Source organism: Vibrio sinaloensis DSM 21326, from assembly GCF_000189275.1.
GTDB classification, from domain to species: domain Bacteria; phylum Pseudomonadota; class Gammaproteobacteria; order Enterobacterales; family Vibrionaceae; genus Vibrio; species Vibrio sinaloensis.
The window spans coordinates 112,742-131,925 of sequence record NZ_AEVT01000058.1 but is presented as its reverse complement, the minus strand read 5'-3'; the positions used below and the strand labels follow the sequence as shown (position 1 = coordinate 131,925).

The 19,184-nt window shown below is 47.4% G+C and carries 17 protein-coding genes; 7 read left to right on the top strand and 10 right to left on the bottom strand.

All coding sequences use genetic code 11. From position 1 onward, the window contains the following. The first annotated feature begins 182 nt into the window (after positions 1 to 182). Genes hppD through maiA form a run of 4 tightly spaced genes read left to right on the top strand, consistent with a single transcriptional unit; the run spans position 183 to position 4,050 of the window. Entirely contained in the window at positions 183 to 1,256 is a 1,074-nt protein-coding gene (gene hppD, locus RH45_RS09435) for a 4-hydroxyphenylpyruvate dioxygenase (protein ID WP_008076492.1), read from the top strand. Continuing rightward, entirely contained in the window at positions 1,249 to 2,376 is a 1,128-nt protein-coding gene (locus tag RH45_RS09430) for a homogentisate 1,2-dioxygenase (RefSeq protein ID WP_008076491.1), read from the top strand. The genes hppD and RH45_RS09430 overlap by 8 nt, the downstream gene beginning before the upstream one ends. Before the next feature lie 16 nt (positions 2,377 to 2,392). Then, positions 2,393 to 3,403: a fumarylacetoacetate hydrolase family protein gene (locus RH45_RS09425; RefSeq protein ID WP_008076486.1), complete on the top strand. Its 1,011-nt coding sequence runs from the start codon at positions 2,393 to 2,395 to the stop codon at positions 3,401 to 3,403. Continuing rightward, on the top strand, positions 3,403 to 4,050 hold the full coding sequence (gene maiA / locus RH45_RS09420; protein WP_008076477.1) for a maleylacetoacetate isomerase: 648 nt from the start codon (positions 3,403 to 3,405) through the stop codon (positions 4,048 to 4,050). The genes RH45_RS09425 and maiA overlap by 1 nt, the downstream gene beginning before the upstream one ends. A gap of 82 nt (positions 4,051 to 4,132) precedes the next feature. On the opposite strand, the gene RH45_RS09415 is transcribed toward maiA, so the two are convergent. The 5 genes from RH45_RS09415 to RH45_RS09395 form a co-directional block, all read right to left on the bottom strand. After that, a complete protein-coding gene (locus RH45_RS09415; RefSeq protein WP_008076475.1) occupies positions 4,133 to 4,315 on the bottom strand; it encodes a hypothetical protein in 183 nt (60 codons plus the stop codon). 169 nt (positions 4,316 to 4,484) lie between these two features. Then, positions 4,485 to 5,516 (bottom strand): J domain-containing protein, encoded by a 1,032-nt coding sequence (locus tag RH45_RS09410; protein WP_008076473.1) that lies wholly within the window; start codon positions 5,514 to 5,516, stop codon positions 4,485 to 4,487. A gap of 115 nt (positions 5,517 to 5,631) precedes the next feature. Beyond that, complete coding sequence (locus tag RH45_RS09405) at positions 5,632 to 6,300, bottom strand: OmpA family protein (RefSeq protein WP_008076468.1); 669 nt, start codon at positions 6,298 to 6,300, stop codon at positions 5,632 to 5,634. Positions 6,301 to 6,434: 134 nt separating this feature from the next. Next, the gene (locus tag RH45_RS09400; protein WP_008076467.1) at positions 6,435 to 7,118 is read right to left on the bottom strand and encodes a DUF2786 domain-containing protein; all 684 of its coding nucleotides are present in this window, start codon (positions 7,116 to 7,118) and stop codon (positions 6,435 to 6,437) included. A 177-nt stretch (positions 7,119 to 7,295) separates the two neighbouring features. Beyond that, positions 7,296 to 7,976 (bottom strand): DUF3334 family protein, encoded by a 681-nt coding sequence (locus RH45_RS09395; RefSeq protein WP_008076465.1) that lies wholly within the window; start codon positions 7,974 to 7,976, stop codon positions 7,296 to 7,298. Positions 7,977 to 8,177: 201 nt separating this feature from the next. On the opposite strand from RH45_RS09395, the gene ydiJ reads away from it, so the two are divergent. Then, positions 8,178 to 11,210 carry a D-2-hydroxyglutarate dehydrogenase YdiJ gene (gene ydiJ / locus RH45_RS09390; RefSeq protein ID WP_008076464.1) on the top strand — a complete coding sequence of 1,011 codons (3,033 nt, stop codon included), beginning with the start codon at positions 8,178 to 8,180 and terminating at the stop codon, positions 11,208 to 11,210. 62 nt (positions 11,211 to 11,272) lie between these two features. Continuing rightward, positions 11,273 to 11,734, top strand: a complete 462-nt coding sequence (locus RH45_RS09385) for a methyltransferase family protein (protein WP_008076462.1) — start codon at positions 11,273 to 11,275, stop codon at positions 11,732 to 11,734. A 75-nt stretch (positions 11,735 to 11,809) separates the two neighbouring features. Here the strand turns inward: RH45_RS09385 and hutH are convergent, their stop codons facing one another. The 5 genes from hutH to hutC form a co-directional block, all read right to left on the bottom strand. Beyond that, positions 11,810 to 13,342, bottom strand: coding sequence for a histidine ammonia-lyase (hutH, locus tag RH45_RS09380; protein ID WP_008076461.1), 1,533 nt, complete (start codon positions 13,340 to 13,342; stop codon positions 11,810 to 11,812). 26 nt (positions 13,343 to 13,368) lie between these two features. Next, positions 13,369 to 15,066: a urocanate hydratase gene (hutU, locus tag RH45_RS09375; RefSeq protein ID WP_008076459.1), complete on the bottom strand. Its 1,698-nt coding sequence runs from the start codon at positions 15,064 to 15,066 to the stop codon at positions 13,369 to 13,371. 88 nt (positions 15,067 to 15,154) lie between these two features. After that, the gene (gene hutG / locus RH45_RS09370; protein ID WP_008076457.1) at positions 15,155 to 16,168 is read right to left on the bottom strand and encodes a formimidoylglutamase; all 1,014 of its coding nucleotides are present in this window, start codon (positions 16,166 to 16,168) and stop codon (positions 15,155 to 15,157) included. Beyond that, positions 16,161 to 17,384 carry an imidazolonepropionase gene (hutI, locus tag RH45_RS09365; RefSeq protein WP_008076456.1) on the bottom strand — a complete coding sequence of 408 codons (1,224 nt, stop codon included), beginning with the start codon at positions 17,382 to 17,384 and terminating at the stop codon, positions 16,161 to 16,163. The genes hutG and hutI overlap by 8 nt, the downstream gene beginning before the upstream one ends. 108 nt (positions 17,385 to 17,492) lie before the next feature. Beyond that, positions 17,493 to 18,206, bottom strand: a complete 714-nt coding sequence (gene hutC / locus RH45_RS09360) for a histidine utilization repressor (RefSeq protein ID WP_039958454.1) — start codon at positions 18,204 to 18,206, stop codon at positions 17,493 to 17,495. Between the two features lie 207 nt (positions 18,207 to 18,413). Here hutC and RH45_RS09355 point away from each other — a divergent pair, with 207 nt between their 5' ends. Then, positions 18,414 to 19,157, top strand: a complete 744-nt coding sequence (locus tag RH45_RS09355) for a sporulation protein (protein ID WP_008076452.1) — start codon at positions 18,414 to 18,416, stop codon at positions 19,155 to 19,157. Positions 19,158 to 19,184: the final 27 nt, after the last annotated feature.

The following is a 19,184-nucleotide window of genomic DNA, read 5'->3' as shown; positions in this document are numbered from 1 at the left end:
TTACCTTTGTTTTTGTGTCTAACCTTTTGTTATTTGGTGTTTATTTTAATTTGGTTTAACAAAGTTTACACATTTTAGCGCTGATGCTGAGGTTGGCTATGTTGCTCCAAAAGGTTCCTTTTGCCGCTCTTATGGGCAAATCTTTAGCTATACACGCTAACACATGGAAAGAGGGATCAAGAATGAACCAAGCGTTTAATCCACTAGGTACTGATGGTTTTGAGTTTGTTGAATACACCGCTGCGGATAACGCAGGGATACAGGCGCTTAAAGATTTGTTTAACTCTCTAGGCTTTGCTGAGATTGCTAAACACCGTTCTAAAGACGCTTGGCTGTATCGCCAAGGAGACATCAGTTTTATTGTCAATGCTCAACCGCACAGTCAAGCGGAGGGCTTTGCCAAAGTTCACGGGCCGTCCGTATGCGGTATGGCTTTTCGTGTTAAAGATGCCGCTTCAGCACTAGCGCATGCGTTAGACAATGGGGCACAAGAATACAAAACAGAAATAGGTCCCATGGAGCTAAGTATTCCAGCCATTTACGGCATTGGTGAGAGCCTGCTGTACTTTGTTGACCGCTACGGCAAACAAAGCATCTATGACGTTGACTTTGTGTTTTACCCGGATGCCGATGAGCGTTTAGCCAAAATGGACGTGGGTATGTATGAGATCGATCACCTTACTCACAACGTTAAGCAAGGCAATATGGATGTTTGGTCGGGCTTCTACGAGCGTATCGGTAACTTCCGCGAGATCCGCTACTTCGATATTGAAGGTAAGCTCACTGGCCTAGTCAGTCGTGCGATGACGGCTCCGTGTGGAAAAATTCGCATTCCAATTAATGAGTCCTCGGACGACAAATCGCAAATTGAAGAGTTTATCCGTGAATACAACGGAGAAGGCATCCAGCACATTGCGTTAACTACAGACGACATCTATCAAACCGTGCAAACACTTCGCGATCGCGGCATGGACTTCATGCCGACTCCTGATACTTACTATGAAAAAGTAGACCAACGCGTCGAAGGGCATAGCGAAGATGTGAGCAAACTGCGTGATCTGCAAATCCTAATCGATGGTGCACCAATGAAGGATGGCATCTTATTGCAGATTTTTACTCAGACAGTGATTGGCCCAGTGTTCTTTGAAATCATCCAGCGCAAAGGCAATGAAGGTTTCGGTGAAGGTAACTTTAAAGCCCTATTCGAGTCGATTGAAGAAGATCAAATTCGCCGTGGAGTATTAGACGATGCATAAATGGATCACATTCCCTCATCGGGAGGGGGTGTGCTCTAAACAAGCACATGCCGATTTCCCAGAAGAGGCAATTTATGAACGTGAAGCTGGCCGAAGTGGTTTCTTTGGTCCGGCGGCGCATTTTCATCATCAACACGCACCCACGGGGTGGACGGAGTGGGATGGAGAGCTGCGCCCAAGAGCGTTTAATTTCAATTTGGTAGAGAAAGCGGCGCAAACCTCTCCTTGGGCCGTTCCTCATCTTCTGCATAACGCTGATTGCAAAATCCGAATCTGGCGTATGGATGAGAAAATGGAGTTTCTAGTCCGTAATGCGGATGGAGACGAGTTGTTGTTTATCCACCAAGGTAAAGCAGATTTCTTTAGCGATTATGGTCACTTAGAAGTCAGCGAGGGGGATTATGTCGTCATCCCTCGCTCTACCAATTGGCGTCTAGAGCCTAGCGAGCCAATGTTCATCTTAATGGTGGAAAATACCGATGCTGCGTATACCTTACCAGATAAGGGTATGGTAGGTAATCACGCGGTTTTTGACCCTGCGGTGTTACAAGTTCCATCGATCAACGACAAGTTTAAAGCGCAGTATTCGGAAGCATCGACGCAAGTTCATATCAAGCGCCATGAACAAGTGAGTACGGTAACGTATCCGTTCAATCCACTTGACGCTATTGGTTGGCACGGTGACTTAGCGGTCGTCAAAGTGAATTGGCGCGATATCAGGCCGCTGATGTCCCATCGTTATCATCTTCCCCCGTCTGCGCATACCACTTTTGTCGGTGCTGGGTTTGTTATCTGTACCTTCGTCCCAAGGCCGATAGAGAGTGACCCTGGCGCGTTGAAAGTGCCGTTTTATCATAACAACGACGATTACGATGAAGTGCTGTTCTACCACGCAGGCGACTTTTTCAGCCGTGACAATATAGAAGCAGGAATGGTGACTTTTCACCCGGCTGGATTTACTCACGGACCGCACCCGAAAGCGTTTAAAGCGGGCCAAGAATATAAGAAGAAGTTTACCGATGAAGTGGCAGTCATGATTGATACTCGCCATGCCCTCAACTTTGCTGAAGAAGCAACCGCGGTAGAAAATAAAGAATACGTATACAGTTGGAAAGTATAGAAATTAAGGATTGATTATGAAGTTAGCCACGTTGAAGAATGGTCGCCGTGATGGGCTGTTGGTTGTGGTCAATAAAACATTAACCAAGTGCGTCGCGGTGCCAGAGATAGCCGCTACGTTGCAAGAAGCGCTCGACGATTGGTCTCGTTATGAACCTCAGTTGCAAGAAGTGTACACCGCCTTAAATGCGGGAGAGTTGGTGCAAGAGCTGCCATTCGACCAAGATCAGTGTGAATCACCATTGCCGCGTGCTTATCAATGGGCAGATGGCAGTGCTTACGTTAATCACGTCGAGTTAGTACGTAAAGCGCGTGGTGCAGAAATGCCACCAAGTTTTTGGACGGATCCTCTTATGTATCAAGGCGGTTCTGACGCGTTTCTTGGCCCTAAAGATGATATCCCAGTAATAAGTGAAGAGTTCGGCATCGATTTTGAGGGAGAAGTTGCGGTGGTGACTGGCGACGTTCCTATGGGCGTGTCAGACTCTGAAGCCGCGGATTCGATCCGTTTGATCATGCTGGTCAACGACGTCTCTTTACGTGGATTGATTCCGAATGAACTCGCTAAGGGTTTTGGATTCTTCCAGTCGAAACCCTCTTCAGCGTTTTCGCCTGTCGCGGTAACGCCTGATGAATTGGGTGACGCATGGGATGGTGGCAAGGTAAACCTGCCTTTGTTGTCGACCTATAATAGCCAAGCGTTTGGTTGCCCAAATGCAGGTACCGATATGACTTTTGAGTTCCCTCAACTGGTCGCGCATGCAGCAAAAACGCGCCCTCTCTCTGCTGGGGCGATTATTGGCTCAGGTACGGTGTCGAATAAACAAGGGACAGAGTTTGGTACCGCGATTACGGAAGGTGGAGTGGGGTACTCCTGTATTGCTGAAGTAAGAATGATTGAGACAATTCGTGATGGACAACCGTCAACCAGTTTTATGCGCTTTGGCGACACAATTAAGATGGAGATGCTGGATAGCGAAGGTCAGTCAATCTTCGGCGCCATTGAACAGCAGGTGGTGAAGTACTGATGTCTGAGATGACTTTGTACGGATACTGGCGTTCTTCTGCGGCTTATCGAGTCCGTATTGCACTGAACCTTAAACAGTTAAACTATCAACAACGTTCGGTGCATTTGGTTAATGAGGGTGGAGAGCAGCATCAAGCCAGTTTCAAGTCTCTGAACCCGAGTGAGTTGGTGCCTGTATTGGTTGATGGTGAAATGCAATTGAATCAATCGTTAACGATCATTGATTATTTGGATGAGCAATATCCGGGCGCTCGACTCGTGCCAGAAATGGGCATGCAACGTTACCTGATTAGATCGCTAGCGCAAGACATTGCAATCGACATTCACCCGCTGAATAACTTGCGCGTACTCCAGTATTTATCAGGGCAGTTTGACTTGCAGGCAGAGCATAAAGCTCGGTGGTATAAACACTGGATAGAGCAAGGTTTTGCCAGCTTGGAAACCAAGCTACAGGGCTGCCGTGGCCGTTACTGCGTTGGTGATGAGGTGAGTTTAGTCGATGTGTGTCTGGTGCCTCAGGTATACAATGCTGAGCGCTTTAATGTCGATCTTTCGTCGTATCCAATCATTCAAGAAGTCACTGCGGCGCTGAGAGCTCTTCCAGCGTTCCAGAATGCAGCTCCTGAGAATCAACCCGATGCAGAATAATATGTCATACATTGTCTTCCTTTAGAAAAGCAAAAGGCCACCCTAACGGTGGCCCACTCATCCTTGGAGAAGCGTTAATGCTTTAGCGCATTGCTTGCTGTTTTTCACGCTGTGCAAGTTCAGCAATATTGAATTGACGTACATCCAGTTTCGCTAGATCGTTACACTCTTTACAAGCGTGATGACATAGACCGTCAATATACTCATGCGATGTCAATAGGCCTGGTTTTTTACACCAGTCGCAAATACCTTCGATAGTAAACATAGTGTTCTCCCCACCTTTATTTTTAGGTGTCATTTTCGCGGCGTATTATGACACGAAGAACACAAAGAGGTTAATCATTTGTTATTTGTAATGGGAGAGGGATCGATTGCGTAGCCCAGTAATTCCGGCTTTGTCGCGATTTACCTACAACGACATCGCTAAATTGTAACTAGTTGTTAACATTGGCAAGGATGACTTTTAAAGCCGCGTTCAAACGTTTCATGTCTTCTTCGTTGCCTTTTAGATCTGGGTGATAGATTTTGCACAACTGTTTATAGCGAACCTTGATTTGTTTGTTGTCGGGGATAGACCCTGGTTTATAACCAAATAGCGCGCACGCCAGAGCCAATTTTTGGTCTTGGGGCGCGGCTTTCGCTTTAAGTGTTTCAGAGCGTTGGTTCTGCTGCTTTTTAAACTGGCGATACAGCGTCTCTAATTGACGCTTTTGCTGCTTGATGGTGGCTTCTTGCTGCTTAATCTGAGCGTTTAGCTTTTTGCGCTCGCTTTTATTGTCATCGCTCGTGCGGTGAGTTTGTATGGTCAGCTTACGAGTTGTCTTGAGGTGCCAAGCGATCAAAGCGGCCAGAGCGACAGAAAGCGCAATAGAAAGGTAGATGAAATCATTACCCGCTTGCTGTTGACTACTTTTGGACTTGGCAATCGGACTGAGTTCAATTGAACTGTCGTCAAATGCGACTTCAAGTTGGTCAATTGAAGAGACTTGCTTAGCGCGCTGCGCATTGAACTTCTTTTCCAGAACTCGCCCATAAGCGTCTTCGGCTTCACTCAGCTGCTCTGAAGCGACGCGATACCAGACTTCAGCCATATCGAGATTATCGAGCTTACTGCTTAGGCTCTCATAGACTTGTCCCAAAGTGAGCTGCGCCTGCGGATTGTCATCCACCGCAAGCTTGGTAAGCCAGTAGACGGCTTTTTCCGTGTCTCGTTGGCCATTGCTATCATCTAAGTAAAGCTGAGCAAGCTCTCCTGCGGCAATTTGGCTGCCGGAATCGGCGGCTAACTCAAACCAATAAATCGCCTCTTGAAGTGATGGAGTAACATCGGTTCCTGTCAGGTACGATTGTGCTAAGGTGATTTGCGCGTCGACATCTTGGTTTTGCGCTCGTTCGGTCAACACTTCAATGGTATTGGCCAAGCTAAATGGAGAGAGTAGCAGCAATAGCAACGCGACAAATTTCAAAGGAAGTCCCTTACAACGGATTTGTGTTCAGTTGTATAGTTTAAATCATTTAGTCGCTAAATAAAAAATGGCTTCCGAAGAAGCCATTTAATCAATGAGATAAGTTCATACCTGACTATTTTAGTGGCAGAATTTGAATCTCTACACGGCGGTTACATGCGCGGCCTTCTGCTGTGCTGTTGGTACACAGTGGGTGGCGTTCGCCGTTACCTCGTGCAATAGCGCGACCTGCTGCTACGCCTTGAGAAACCAAGTAAGAGCGTACTGACTCTGCACGGCGCTCTGAAAGGAGTTGGTTTGTGGTATCACTACCTGTGCTATCGGTAAAACCGTCGATCACTAGGCTGGTATCTGGATATTCAACCAGAATGCGTGCAACGCCATTGAGAGTGTTGCGAATACCAGAGTCTAAGGTGTGAGATGCGGTGGCGAAGCCAATACCGTTTTCAAGGCGAAGCAGTAGTTGATTTTCACCGACACGTTCCACTTGAACACCTGAGTTCAGCAGCTCTTGACGCAATGCTTCTTCTTGCTTGTCGAAGTAGTAACCGACGCCACCACCGACTACCGCACCACCTGTCGCACCGATAAGTGCACGCTTACGGCGGTCTTTCGCATCGTCACCTGTTGCAACGCCAACAGCGGCACCTGCAAGTGCACCGATGATTGCACCAGTTGTGGTTGAGTTGGTTTCGGATTCGCCAGTTGTAGCGTTTTGGCGTTGAGTCGCTTGACAACCAGATAGGGCGATCGCGACAGCAAGGGCTAGTGTAATTTTTTTCACAATAACATCTCCGTATGCTCAGCCCATTGATGAGCTGAATCTTTTATTTGCGAGGGAATAAACCCTATAGACTCCTGTATGTCAATAGAAGACAGGTTAATTGACATAACCTTAACGGGAGCTGAACGGATCGGTCAGCGAAGCATTTTCGGGGCTTGGGCACCATCTATCGGGCGGTTGACGGATACGGTGCGTCCTTTCTTAAGGCCGACTTCATAGTCTGCGGTAAGGTTTTTCATCGCTTCGCGGAGCTGCTGTTTGAAGGTTTCTCGGTCGATGTTTTGAAATTCTTTATCAATGTAATCATCAATCTTTTTCGCCGACTCTTCGTCAGGGCTGATGATAGGGAGTTTTTCTAGTGCGCCTTCAACCCATCCTGAAAGGAAAGAGTTGACGCGGCGAGTGACTTCGCCAGAAGGTGTGCCTGAGCCTGCAAAACTGTTGCGGAAACGACCTGTTTGCTCGTTCATCTCTCGATAGATGATGTCGAAAGCAAAGGCGGCAAAAATCGCGCGATCAGCTTCACCGATGAACTCGGCTCTTTTTAAACCTTTGTGGTTGAGCAGAACGGCTTCGACACCGAACTTGGTGTTGATACCGCGAATAATGCGCAGCAACTGGGAGCCGATATTGGCTGGCAATAGGTGAGTCGATTGAGTCTTGCCCATCTTGATAAACTCAATATCGTCTTTGTCGAGACCATACTTGAGCATCAGACTGTGCGCCATTTTTATCGCATTGGCCGCTTCGTTTACGTTTGCGGAGTTACCAAGCTCTAAACATTTGGCGATTTTTTTCAGGGCTTTTTGTTTATTCATCGACAACTAATATGTACCTATTTTTGCAAAGTCGACCATTTTAACGTGTTCCGCGCCAAAACGGAAATCGACTTATTCAATGAGCGGCATAACGGGCAGATAGACGTTGATGGAATAAACAACAACGCCACACTACAAGCGTGTGGCGTTAGTATAAGAACGGCTTATTGGAGCAGGTTAGATACCAAGCTCGTCGAGTAAATCATCGGCACTGGCTTTCGTTTCGCCACCGGATTCTTTTTTTGGCGCCATTTGTTCACGGGCTTTCTCTAGAATGGCGTCTGGGCTTTCGTCTTCGACTGTTTCAAACTCTTCCAACTGAATAAACTCAGTTTTATCCATCGCGAGTTCTAAATAGAAAATATTGCCTTTCTCGGTCGAGAAGGTTACGCGACGAGCTTGCGGGCGATCGAGATTAGTATCAACTGACAAGATAACTTGCTTGTTGAGAGTGAGCATTTTCGGCTGGTTTTGCGTGATATGCGTTTGCAGGTCCTTGCGAACCTGATTAGTGAAGTCACCCACCAACTGGTTCATAAGCTCGCCAAGTACGTCCGCTACTTCATCGGATGTATGCAGTACAGCAAGCTCTTCTTCAGGCATGCCCATATTGCGCATATAGTTGGTGTAAACTTCAAGCGCTGCTTTGGCGGTAAAGTTGATAACAACCAGGCCGGAAAAGCCGCCATCAAATAGGACGAAACAACCAAAGTCCGGTTTTAAGCTGGTTTTAGTGATCTTCTGCACCATGGCAGAGTAGGAAACCTGTGAGCTTGTTGCTGAAGTCAAGACGCCAGATACCGATTGGCACAGTTTCAACAAGATATCTTCAGTTGTGATGATTTTATTTTTTTTCATTGATGATTCGCTCATAAAGACACTTCAAATCAAGTCCATGATTTTTAAGTGTGGAAAAGAAATGCGATAACTTCCAATTTGACACTGCATTTCTGTTTTGATCACCCTTTTAAATGTTGTAAAGTGACCTGATTCAAATATTATAACTTAATATATAGAACCCAATGCTGATTGGATCAGCGTAGTAGGGGCAGGAAGCAAATGTTACCAAGATTAAATTCCCAATCTGATGTCGATCCCATCGTCCTCAAATTTCTCGATACGTTACGTCAATCTGGATTCAGCGGCGACATTGAAAGCCAATACTCTAGTCGTCTTGCCGTTGCCACAGACAACAGTGTTTACCAGCAATTACCGCAAGCTGTAGTACACCCTAAGTCGACCAAAGATGTCACGCTTATCGGTAAGCTTAGCAACCATTCTGACTATGAGCGCATTACGTTTTCGCCACGCGGAGGTGGTACTGGAACCAACGGACAGTCTTTAACCACGGGGATTGTCGTGGACCTATCACGACACATGAACAAGGTGTTGGAGATCAATGAGCAAGAAGGTTGGGTTCGAGTGCAAACGGGTGTGGTTAAAGATCAACTCAATGATGCAGTGCGCCCTTACGGTTACTTCTTCTCCCCAGATCTATCGACCAGTAACCGCGCAACGTTAGGGGGCATGATCAATACCGATGCGTCAGGTCAGGGCTCTTTAAAATATGGTAAAACCTCTGATCACGTTCTCTCTTTACAAGCGGTCTTCGCTGACGGCTCTGTGTTAGAGTCCGACCTCTCCAATGGCACACCAAGTGAAGGCGAGTTCGCGCATGAAGCGTTACGTGTGACAGAAAGCGTCTGCCGCGAAAAGCGCGATGAAATTAACGCTAAGTTTCCGCCGCTCAACCGATTCTTAACTGGCTACGATCTTAAAAACGCATTAGACGAAGAGACCGATCAATTTGACCTGACTCGTGTCTTATGTGGCGCAGAGGGTTCTCTTGCGTTTATCACTGAAGCTAAGTTAAACCTCACACCGATACCAAAAGCGCGCACCCTAGTTAATGTTAAGTACGACAGCTTTGATTCTGCACTGCGTAACGCGCCATTTATGGTCGAAGCTAAAGCGCTCTCTGTTGAGACGGTAGACTCGAGAGTCCTTAACCTAGCTAAGCAAGACATTGTTTGGCATACCGTAAGCGACTTGTTGACCGACGTCCCAGGTAAAGACATGCAAGGCATCAACATGGTTGAGTTTGCCGGTCAAGATGTCGAAGAGGTTAGTAAGCAAGTCTCTGATCTCGCCATACGCCTCGATGAGATGCTCGAACAGGGCGAAGCCGGGATCATTGGCTATCAAATTTGTGATGATGTGGCGAGCATTGGGCGCATCTATAACATGCGTAAGAAAGCCGTGGGTCTGCTTGGTGCAGCGAAGGGACGAGCAAAACCTGTCGCGTTTGCTGAAGATACGTGTGTGCCACCAGAAAACTTGGCCGATTTTATCGTTGAGTTTAGACAACTGCTGGATGAAAAGCAGTTAAATTACGGTATGTTTGGCCACGTTGATGCTGGTGTCTTGCACGTAAGGCCTGCCCTAGATTTGTGTGACCCGCAACAAGAAGCGCTGATGCACCAAATTTCTGATGAAGTCGTCAAGCTGGTGGCTAAGTATGGTGGCTTGATGTGGGGAGAACATGGTAAGGGCTTTCGTTCGGAATACGGCCCAGAGTTTTTTGGCGACGTCTTGTTTAATGAGCTAAGACGAGTGAAAGCCGCTTTTGACCCGCACAATAAAATGAACCCGGGCAAAATATGTACCCCGTTAAACAGCAATGCGAAACTGGTTAAGGTAACCGATACTAAACGTGGCTATTATGATCGTCAGATAGACGTTAAGGTACGCGACAGCTTTAAACAAGCGATGGAGTGTAATGGTAACGGCTTGTGCTTTAACTACGATACGTCATCACCTATGTGTCCTTCGATGAAAGTGACGGCCGATCGACGTCACTCACCTAAAGGTCGTGCAGGGTTGGTTCGTGAATGGCTTCGCCAACTGACAGACCAAGGCATTGATATTCTTGATCTTGAGCAGCAGACCCTGAGTGGTACACCCTCTGTAAAATCAATGCTCGATCGAGTGCGCAATAGCTTCAATAAACGTCATGAGTATGATTTTTCTCATGAAGTTCACGAAGCAATGAATGGCTGTTTAGCGTGTAAAGCGTGTGCTAGTCAATGTCCGATCAAAGTGGACGTCCCTAGTTTCCGCTCTCGATTCCTAAACATTTACTACTCTCGTTATCAGCGTCCTGCCAAAGACTATTTGGTTGCAAACATTGAGACCATGCTGCCTGTGATGGCGAAAGCACCTAAGGTAGTTAACGGCGCTTTGAAGCAAAAGTGGATTCAAGACCTGACGGCATCGACGGTTGGCTATGTTGATGCGCCATTAATGTCGGTACCGACTTTGACCCAGCGTCTCAATACATTGAAATCGTTTGACCTGCAGCAGCTTGCCGCATTATCTAGCGAGGACAAGGCAGACCATGTAGTGATCGTTCAGGACCCTTTTACTAGCTACTACGATGCTGAAGTGGTGGAAGATTTTGCGAATCTGGTCATCAAACTCGGTAAAACCCCAGTGCTGTTGCCCTTCAAGCCTAATGGCAAGGCGCTGCATGTTAAAGGTTTCTTAAAGCGTTTTGCGGACAGCGCAGCGAGTACAGCGGCGTTTCTTCAACAAGTGGCCGATCTCAACATTCCTTTGGTGGGTGTGGATCCGGCTTTGGTGCTGTGTTATCGAGATGAATATGCCGAAGTGTTAGGCAGCAAGCGTGGCGATTTCCAAGTATTGACCGCTCACGAGTGGTTAGAACCTCGTTTGGAACAGTTTGACACTGCTCCTGCAGATCAAACGGAACCCTGGTATTTGCTGGCTCACTGTACTGAAAAAACTAAGATGCCGAATGCTGAGAAGGAGTGGGGCGCGATCTTTAAACACTTTGGCGCTACGCTTAATACTGTGCCGGTCGGTTGCTGTGGCATGGCAGGAACGTTTGGTCATGAAGTTGATAAGCTAGAAATGTCGAAAGATATTTATGGACTGAGCTGGAAACCGAACTTAGAGCAGCTGCCCAAAGAACGTTGCTTGATCACGGGCTATTCATGTCGTAGTCAAGTCAAGCGTTTTGAAGGTGTCAAAGTAAAACACCCTGTGCAAGCCTTGCTACAGCTTATTTAACCTGAAAAGCCCAACAAAGTACGTTGGGCTTTTTCTAACCTTAAAGGAACAAAACAGCCACTATGGATAAGCTTGAACGTAAGATCCCGCCCGTCGCGATATTTGTGATTTTAGTGGTGGTCATCAATAAAGTTGCACATAGTTTTCATGGGTTTAGCTTAGATCTTCCCTTATCATCCTTGGTGTTTGGCCTCTGTTTTGTGGTGGCGGGGATTGTCGGAATTGCTGGTGTTTATGAGTTCCGTAAGGCCAAGACAACGGTTAATCCTGTCAAAGTCGAGCAGGCATCTAGCGTCGTAGATAGTGGTATTTTTGCTTACAGTCGCAACCCCATGTACCTTGGCTTGTTCCTGCTGTTGTTTGGTTATGCATACTGGCAACAAAACTTGCTCGCGATCGCATGTTCCTTCTTGTTCGTGATTTACATGAACCGTTTCCAGATTACACCTGAAGAACGAGCACTAGAGCAATTGTTTGGCGCCCAGTACCTTGACTATAAACAGCGAGTTAGGCGTTGGATTTGATGAAGTGGTCGATTGGTTTTCGAACTCGAATAAAAAGCCCCTCAATAGAGGGGCTTTTTAGTTTTCGTTCTTCGCTTAAACACTTGGCAGAATAGATTCCGGCATCAAGTGGTTATGAACGGCTAATTTAAGCAGCGCATTCGCTTGCTCGATATCAGGAGCAAAGTAGCGATCCTTATCGTAGAAGCTGACTTTATCACGCAGAATGTGCTTGGCTTCTTCAACGCGTGGAGACGATTTCAGTGGTGCTCGGAAGTCGATACCTTGCGCCGCGGATAAGTACTCTACGGCAAGAATGCCACGTGTATTTTCCGCCATATCACGTAACCTACGACCAGCGAACGTCGCCATAGAAACGTGATCTTCTTGGTTAGCCGAAGTTGGTAGGCTGTCCACTGAAGCAGGGTGAGCTAGGGTTTTGTTCTCACTGGCTAAGGCTGCTGACGTTACTTGAGCAATCATGAAACCTGAGTTAACTCCGCCATTATCCACGAGGAATGGTGGCAATTTACTTAATGCACTGTCGATGAGAAGCGCCATGCGGCGTTCTGATAAACTGCCAACTTCCGCTATCGCTAGGGCGAGGTTGTCTGCTGCCATTGCAACAGGCTCAGCATGGAAGTTGCCACCAGAAATGATGTCACCATCTTCGGCAAAAACCAGTGGGTTATCGGAAACCGAGTTAGCTTCAATCTCTAGAATGTCGGCAGCGTTACGAATTTGCTGCAAACAGGCTCCCATGACTTGAGGCTGGCAGCGCAAGGAGTAAGGGTCTTGAACTTTCTCACATCCCGTGTGTGACTCACCAATTTCACTATTGACGTCGAGCATATGGCGATAGGCAAGAGCGGCATCCATTTGTCCACGGTGACCACGTACACGGTGAATACGTGGATCAAATGGACGACGGCTACCGAGTGCGGCTTCGACAGACATCGCACCACACACGGTTGCTGAAGCGAATAAATCTTCGGCGGCAAACAAACCTTCAAGCGCAAATGCCGTTGAGGCTTGAGTACCATTAAGCAGGGCTAAGCCTTCTTTTGGTGCCAGTGTGATTGGTTCTAGCCCAGCAATTTTCAGTGCCTCAAGGCCAGAGATGATTTTACCGTTGTGACGAGCTTCACCTTCACCAAGTAACACTGTGCTCATGTGGGCGAGTGGTGCTAGATCCCCTGACGCACCAACCGAGCCTTTTTGTGGGACGCATGGATAAACCTGAGAGTTAACCAAGTCGATCAGGGCTTGGATCACTTTCAGGCGAATACCCGAGTAGCCGCGCGACAAGCTATTAATTTTGAGTACCATCATCATGCGTACGGTCTCATCAGACATTAGCTCGCCAATGCCCGCAGCGTGCGAAAGTACAATACTCTTTTGCAGCGTTTCGAGATCTTCTGGGGCAATACGTGTATTGGCTAGTAAGCCAAATCCGGTGTTGATCCCATAGACCGTGCGGTCTTCAGCGATCACTTGCTCGACCACTTGAGTGCTTTCCTCAATCGCAGGTATCGCCTTAGGATCAAGAGATAAAATGACAGGTGAGCGGCTGACTTGGCGTAGCTCTTTTAAGCTAATATGTCCTGGCTTTAGCTGTAAATTTAACATCGTTATCATTCCTTTATTCAGCGGCTCTATTTTAGCTTTTTCAGTTCTTCGTTGAGCATTGGCAAGTCAAGACCTTGCTCAGCGGCACAGTTTTTCGCGATGTCGTAGCCCGCATCAGCGTGACGCATTACGCCTGTCGCAGGATCGTTGTGTAAGACACGGGCAATGCGTGCTGACGCGTCGTCACTACCGTCACAGCAAATCACCATACCTGAATGCTGGGAGAAGCCCATACCAACGCCACCGCCGTGGTGCAGTGATACCCAAGTTGCGCCGCCCGCAGTATTGAGGAGTGCGTTAAGTAGCGGCCAATCGGATACTGCATCAGAGCCATCCATCATGCCTTCAGTTTCGCGGTTAGGACTTGCAACAGAGCCTGAATCCAAATGGTCACGACCGATTACCACAGGTGCTTTAAGCTCGCCGTTTTTCACCATTTCATTGAATGCTTGACCCAGTCTCTCGCGGTCTTTTAAACCAACCCAACAGATACGTGCCGGCAAGCCTTGGAATTGGATTCGCTCACGAGCCATATCAAGCCAATTATGTAGATGAGGATTATCTGGAATTAACTCTTTGACCTTTTGGTCTGTTTTGTAGATATCCTCTGGGTCACCAGAAAGCGCCGCCCAGCGGAATGGGCCAATCCCTTCACAGAATAATGGTCGAATGTAAGCGGGTACGAAACCTGGGAAATCGAACGCGTTCTCAACGCCTTCTTCAAGTGCCATTTGACGAATGTTATTGCCGTAATCGAGCGTCGCTGCGCCGCGTTCTTGTAGGGCTAACATCGCTTTGACTTGAACGGCCATTGATTCTTTTGCCGCTTTTACCACGGCGGCTTCGTCTTTCTGACGCATTTCGGCTGCATGGTTCATAGACCAACCTAGTGGTAAGTAGCCGTTAAGAGGATCATGAGCTGATGTCTGGTCAGTGACGACGTCTGGGGTGATGTTGCGTTCAACCAGTTCTGGGAATACATCAGCTGCGTTCGCCAATAAACCTACTGAAACAGGCGTATCTGATTCATAAATAATCGCTAGAGCTTCGTCTAGGCTGGTGGCTTTTTTGTCGACGTAGCCAGTACGCAGACGGTAATCGATGCGGGATTCATCACACTCGACTGCAATCATAGAGAAACCCGCCATGGTCGCGGCTAACGGCTGAGCACCACCCATGCCACCAAGGCCACCAGTTAGGATCCAGCGACCGTTCGCTTTACCATCAAAATGCTTCTTGGCAACCGAGACGAATGTCTCGTAAGTGCCTTGAACGATGCCCTGAGAGCCAATGTAAATCCAGCTTCCGGCTGTCATCTGGCCGTACATCATCAAGCCTTGCTTATCGAGCTCGTTGAAATGCTCCCAGTTCGCCCAATGAGGCACTAGGTTAGAGTTTGCAATCAGGACTCGCGGGGCATTTTTATGGGTAGGAAAAACCCCAACAGGTTTACCAGACTGAACCAGAAGCGTTTGGTCATCTTCGAGGCGCTCAAGCACTTCTACGATCTTATCGAAGCATTCCCAGTTTCTTGCTGCACGGCCAATGCCACCGTAAACCACCAAAGAGTGAGGGTGCTCGGCAACATCTGGGTCGAGGTTGTTCATTAGCATGCGAAGTGGTGCTTCCGTTAGCCAAGATTTCGCTCTCAGTTCAGTGCCGTGTGGGGCACGAATAGTACGGCTAGTATCGAGACGCTTATCTTCTACTTGGCGTTCCGTCATGGTAAGACTCCTTGTGTTTGGTGTTATTCAAGTAGTAAAAGTCCTGCCAAGCGATCGATGATCCCTCGACACCACTACTTGGTTTTGACTATTTTTCGGAAAATGCGTTGGCGATATCCCAGCACAATCTAGCGGCGAGACGAGCGGTTTGACTGTCTACGTCGTAGGTTGGGTTGTACTCGGCGATATCGGCAATCACGAGTTTCTGTTTGTAATGTAAAATTCGGTCTAAAAAGGGGGCAATGCTGTCAATGCTTACCCCACGTGCAGCTGGTGCACTGACTCCCGGTGCTGTCGCGGCTGGAAACACATCGAGATCGATAGTTAGGTAGATGAAATCGCAGTTATCGATAAAGTGCTGCAACTGGGTGAGGTGGTACACGTGGTTGAAGTGTGCAAGGTCTTTGTCCTCTATGTACCAAACATTGAGCTCATTGGCTTTGTTAAACAACGCTTCGGTGTTGCTCGCACGGCTGACGCCTAAACAGGCATAGTGAAAAGGCCAGTCATGGGCTTTGCAATATTCAAAAATCTGGTTGAAAGGGGTGCCGGAGCTCGGTTTTACATCGGCATGGCTACTTTCAAAGGCGCGCAAATCGAAGTGAGCATCAAAGTTGATTATGCCAATTTTGGGTGGCGTTGCCGGATTCAGGTGCTCAAAATAGCGAGCTAGCCCTTGAAACGAAGCCCATGCGACTTCGTGGCCTCCACCGAGTGTAATGACTGGAGTTGAGCGAAGTGCCATAGCGATGACATCCGCACACTGAGATTGATACTGCTCAAGTAAATCATCCTCGCAAACAACATTACCAAGGTCTATGAGTGCGCTTTGTTTATGCCACGCCATATTCGCCAGTGCGCGACGAATAAGATCCGGAGCCTTGCGCGCGCCAATCCGTCCTTTGTTTCTCGCGACACCTGCGTCGCAGGCGAAGCCAAGTAAACTGACAGCATTTCTATAAGGCTCTAGCTCACAGACAGGAATCTGTTTAATGACATGATGGACGCGTTTTCCTTGCGAACCATCTTCTGCATCATGACGCCCTTGCCAGTGGAACTCTTGAAGCGTGTTTGGCATTGCGGTTTCTTGTTGTTCAGACATGATCAAACTCTCCGTTTACTAGGCGAGCTGAAAGTCGGTCAACCCCTTGTTGGTAGCTAAAATCTGCTGGATGAGACACATCCCAGATGGCCAGATCCGCATCAAAGCCTGGTTGAATTTGTCCTCGGCTCTCTGCATAACCCAAAGCTTTCGCTGCATGGCAGGTCACACCTCTTAACGTTTCTTCTGGGGTGAGACCAAATAATGTGCAGCCCATGTTCATCATCATAGTCAAGTCTGCAAAGGGTGATGTGCCAGGGTTCAAATCTGTCGCAATTGCCATTGGAACCTGATGCTTTCTTAGCAGTTCAATTGGGGGAAGCTGCGTTTCTTTTAGAAAGTAGAATGCACCGGGCAGTAATGTTGCTACTGTGCCCGATTTAGCTAAAGCTTCCACGCCCGTCGTATCGAGATACTCAATATGATCAGCAGAAAGTCCGTTGTAGCGAGCTGTGAGTGCACTCCCACCTAAATTGGAGAGTTGTTCAGTGTGGCCTTTTACGCGTAAACCGTGCGCTACTGCAGCTTCGAATACACGTTCGGTCTGTTGCAGATTGAAACCTATCGATTCACAGAATACATCAACGCTGGTCGCCAGCTTTTCTTCCGCGACGCAAGGTATGATCTCTTGGCAAACAAGGCGAATATAGTCGTCTGCTCTACCAGCAAACTCAGGGGGCAAGGCATGGGCGGCGAGTAACGTCGGGGAGATACGAATCTTGCGATGATCTTCGAGTGCTTTTGCCGCGCGCAACATTTTAAGTTCATCCGCAAGGCTAAGCCCATAACCGGATTTCACTTCCAGTGACGTGACGCCTGAGCGCAATAGCCCATCTAACCGAGGTAAGGCCAGTTCGACAAGTTGCTCTTGGCTTGCTTGGCGTGTGGCCTTGACGGTAGAAAGTATGCCGCCACCTTGTTGAGCGATCTCTTGATAGGGGATGCCTTTGAGACGCATCTCAAACTCATTGGCACGGTTTCCGGCATAGATGACATGCGTATGGCAATCAATAAAGCCGGGTGTGACCAGTTTATTTTGGCAATCAAAGACGTTAGCTGCGCTTGAATTAAGCTCACCAATCGCAGCAATCCGTCCATCTTTGATACCAATTTCAGTGGCTTGGCTGACCTGGTAGCCGTCATCTCCCGAGATCATAGAGACGATTCTCGCGTTGGTGAGGACAAGATCAAAGAGTTGAGTTGTCGGTTGCTGCATCCTGCGTATTCCATTTGATTAAATGTATATACAAATACTGGTTCAGGATAGTCAAATGATCAAGTGAGATGTTGGTAAAATGTGATCAAGGAGAAAGTATGAAATGCTCTAAGAGAGCAATACTTTAGAACTTAATTTGTACCTAGTACCCGGATGATAAAGGAGAGCAGAGCTGACTAACTTATCATGGCTCCACGTACGACGGTTAAGCAGCAAGCATGGTTCGTTGCCGCCAAGTCGAAGCGCATTACGTACTGGGCCATCGGCAACGATGGCCTCAACGGTGTGTTCAATGGCGCTCAATGGACAGTTCTCAGAGAGGTACTGGTTGGGGGTCATCTCCGTAAAGTCTTGCTCTAGATAATCTGGTGCGTATGACGCATTCACCCAGCGTAACTCATATTGAATTGGAGACTTGTCCTCGTAGTGAACGATTTCGCTGTAGAAGACCGCAGTGCCAAGCATAACGCCAAGCTTAGTCGCGATGGCCTCATCGGCATCCAAAGCTATTTGTGTTAGCACTTTACTGGAATAGGCTTTGCCTCTTTGCTTTACTTCTACCGCAATATTGCGAATATCCAACAGTGGTGACTCTGCTTTGTCTTGATTTGAGCAGACAAAGGTGCCCAGTCGCGGTTTGCGTTGCAGTTTACCTTCAGCGACAAGATCTCGAATCGCTTTATTGACCGTCATACGGCTCACATTAAATTGTTTAGTGAGTTCGATTTCAGTCGTAATTCGATGTCCGATTGGCCATTGGCCGGACTCAATTTTGTCATTGATGTAGTGCTTAATTTGTAGATATAAGGGCGAGCTGCTCATTCTGGTGGCTTCATCTTTAGATTGACTATACAAATGGTTATACATTTATATTGGATTTGCAAGCCACCAATCCGAACTTCATCAAGAGTCGAGAATAAAAAGTGCGGATGGCCTAGGATTTCCAGTGCTTTAAACCATAAACCACTTGCACTCTCGGTTAGTGGCACGTTAAATCAATGTCGACAACGACAATCATAAGGAAAAACGATGTTTGGTAAGTTAAAAGCATCTCTCGGTATTGGTGCTGCGAAAGTGGACACCGTATTAGAAAGCATGTCAGTGTTTCAAGGTGAGACTCTTAAGGGCATTGTCCACATTCAAGGTGGTGATGTAGAGCAGCAAATTGATGCGATCAATCTTAAACTGTGTACTGAGGTTAAGGTTGAGAGTGATGACAGCGTCAGTTATCAGGATTTTATTATCGGTAAAATTCAAGCGGTTCAGCCTTTTACCATTCAGCCAGGTGAAAACAAGCAAGTACCTTTTGAGATGAAGCTTGATGATGAAACGCCAATCACAGCCTTGAATGCACTGAAGAATCAGTGTCACGTTTGGGTTGAAACGACGTTAGACATCGATTTCGCAATTGATCCTAAAGATCGCGATTTTGTTGAAGTAAAACCGTTACCGGTGGCAGGTAAAATTATCTCTGCAATTGAGCAAGCCGGTTTTGCTATGGTCAAAGCGGATGTAGAAAAAGGTCATTTACGCGGTAGTAACTTCTCTTCGAAATCGGGTTGCTATCAAGAAATTGAGTTCCGTAACAGCGGGTTTATTAATAAGAAAGAGATTGAGCTTTCGTTTATCCTAGACGGAGGCGTGATGCACTGTTTAGCAGAAGTGGACCGTTCATTGAGTATGCGAGGCGACCAATACGTTTCATTCACTTTAAGTTTGAATGCAAGCGACGCCGAGATTGGTTCCGCAGTAAATCGCGTATTGTCGGTTTAATTCTACTGACAAGAAAAAAGCCCTCCA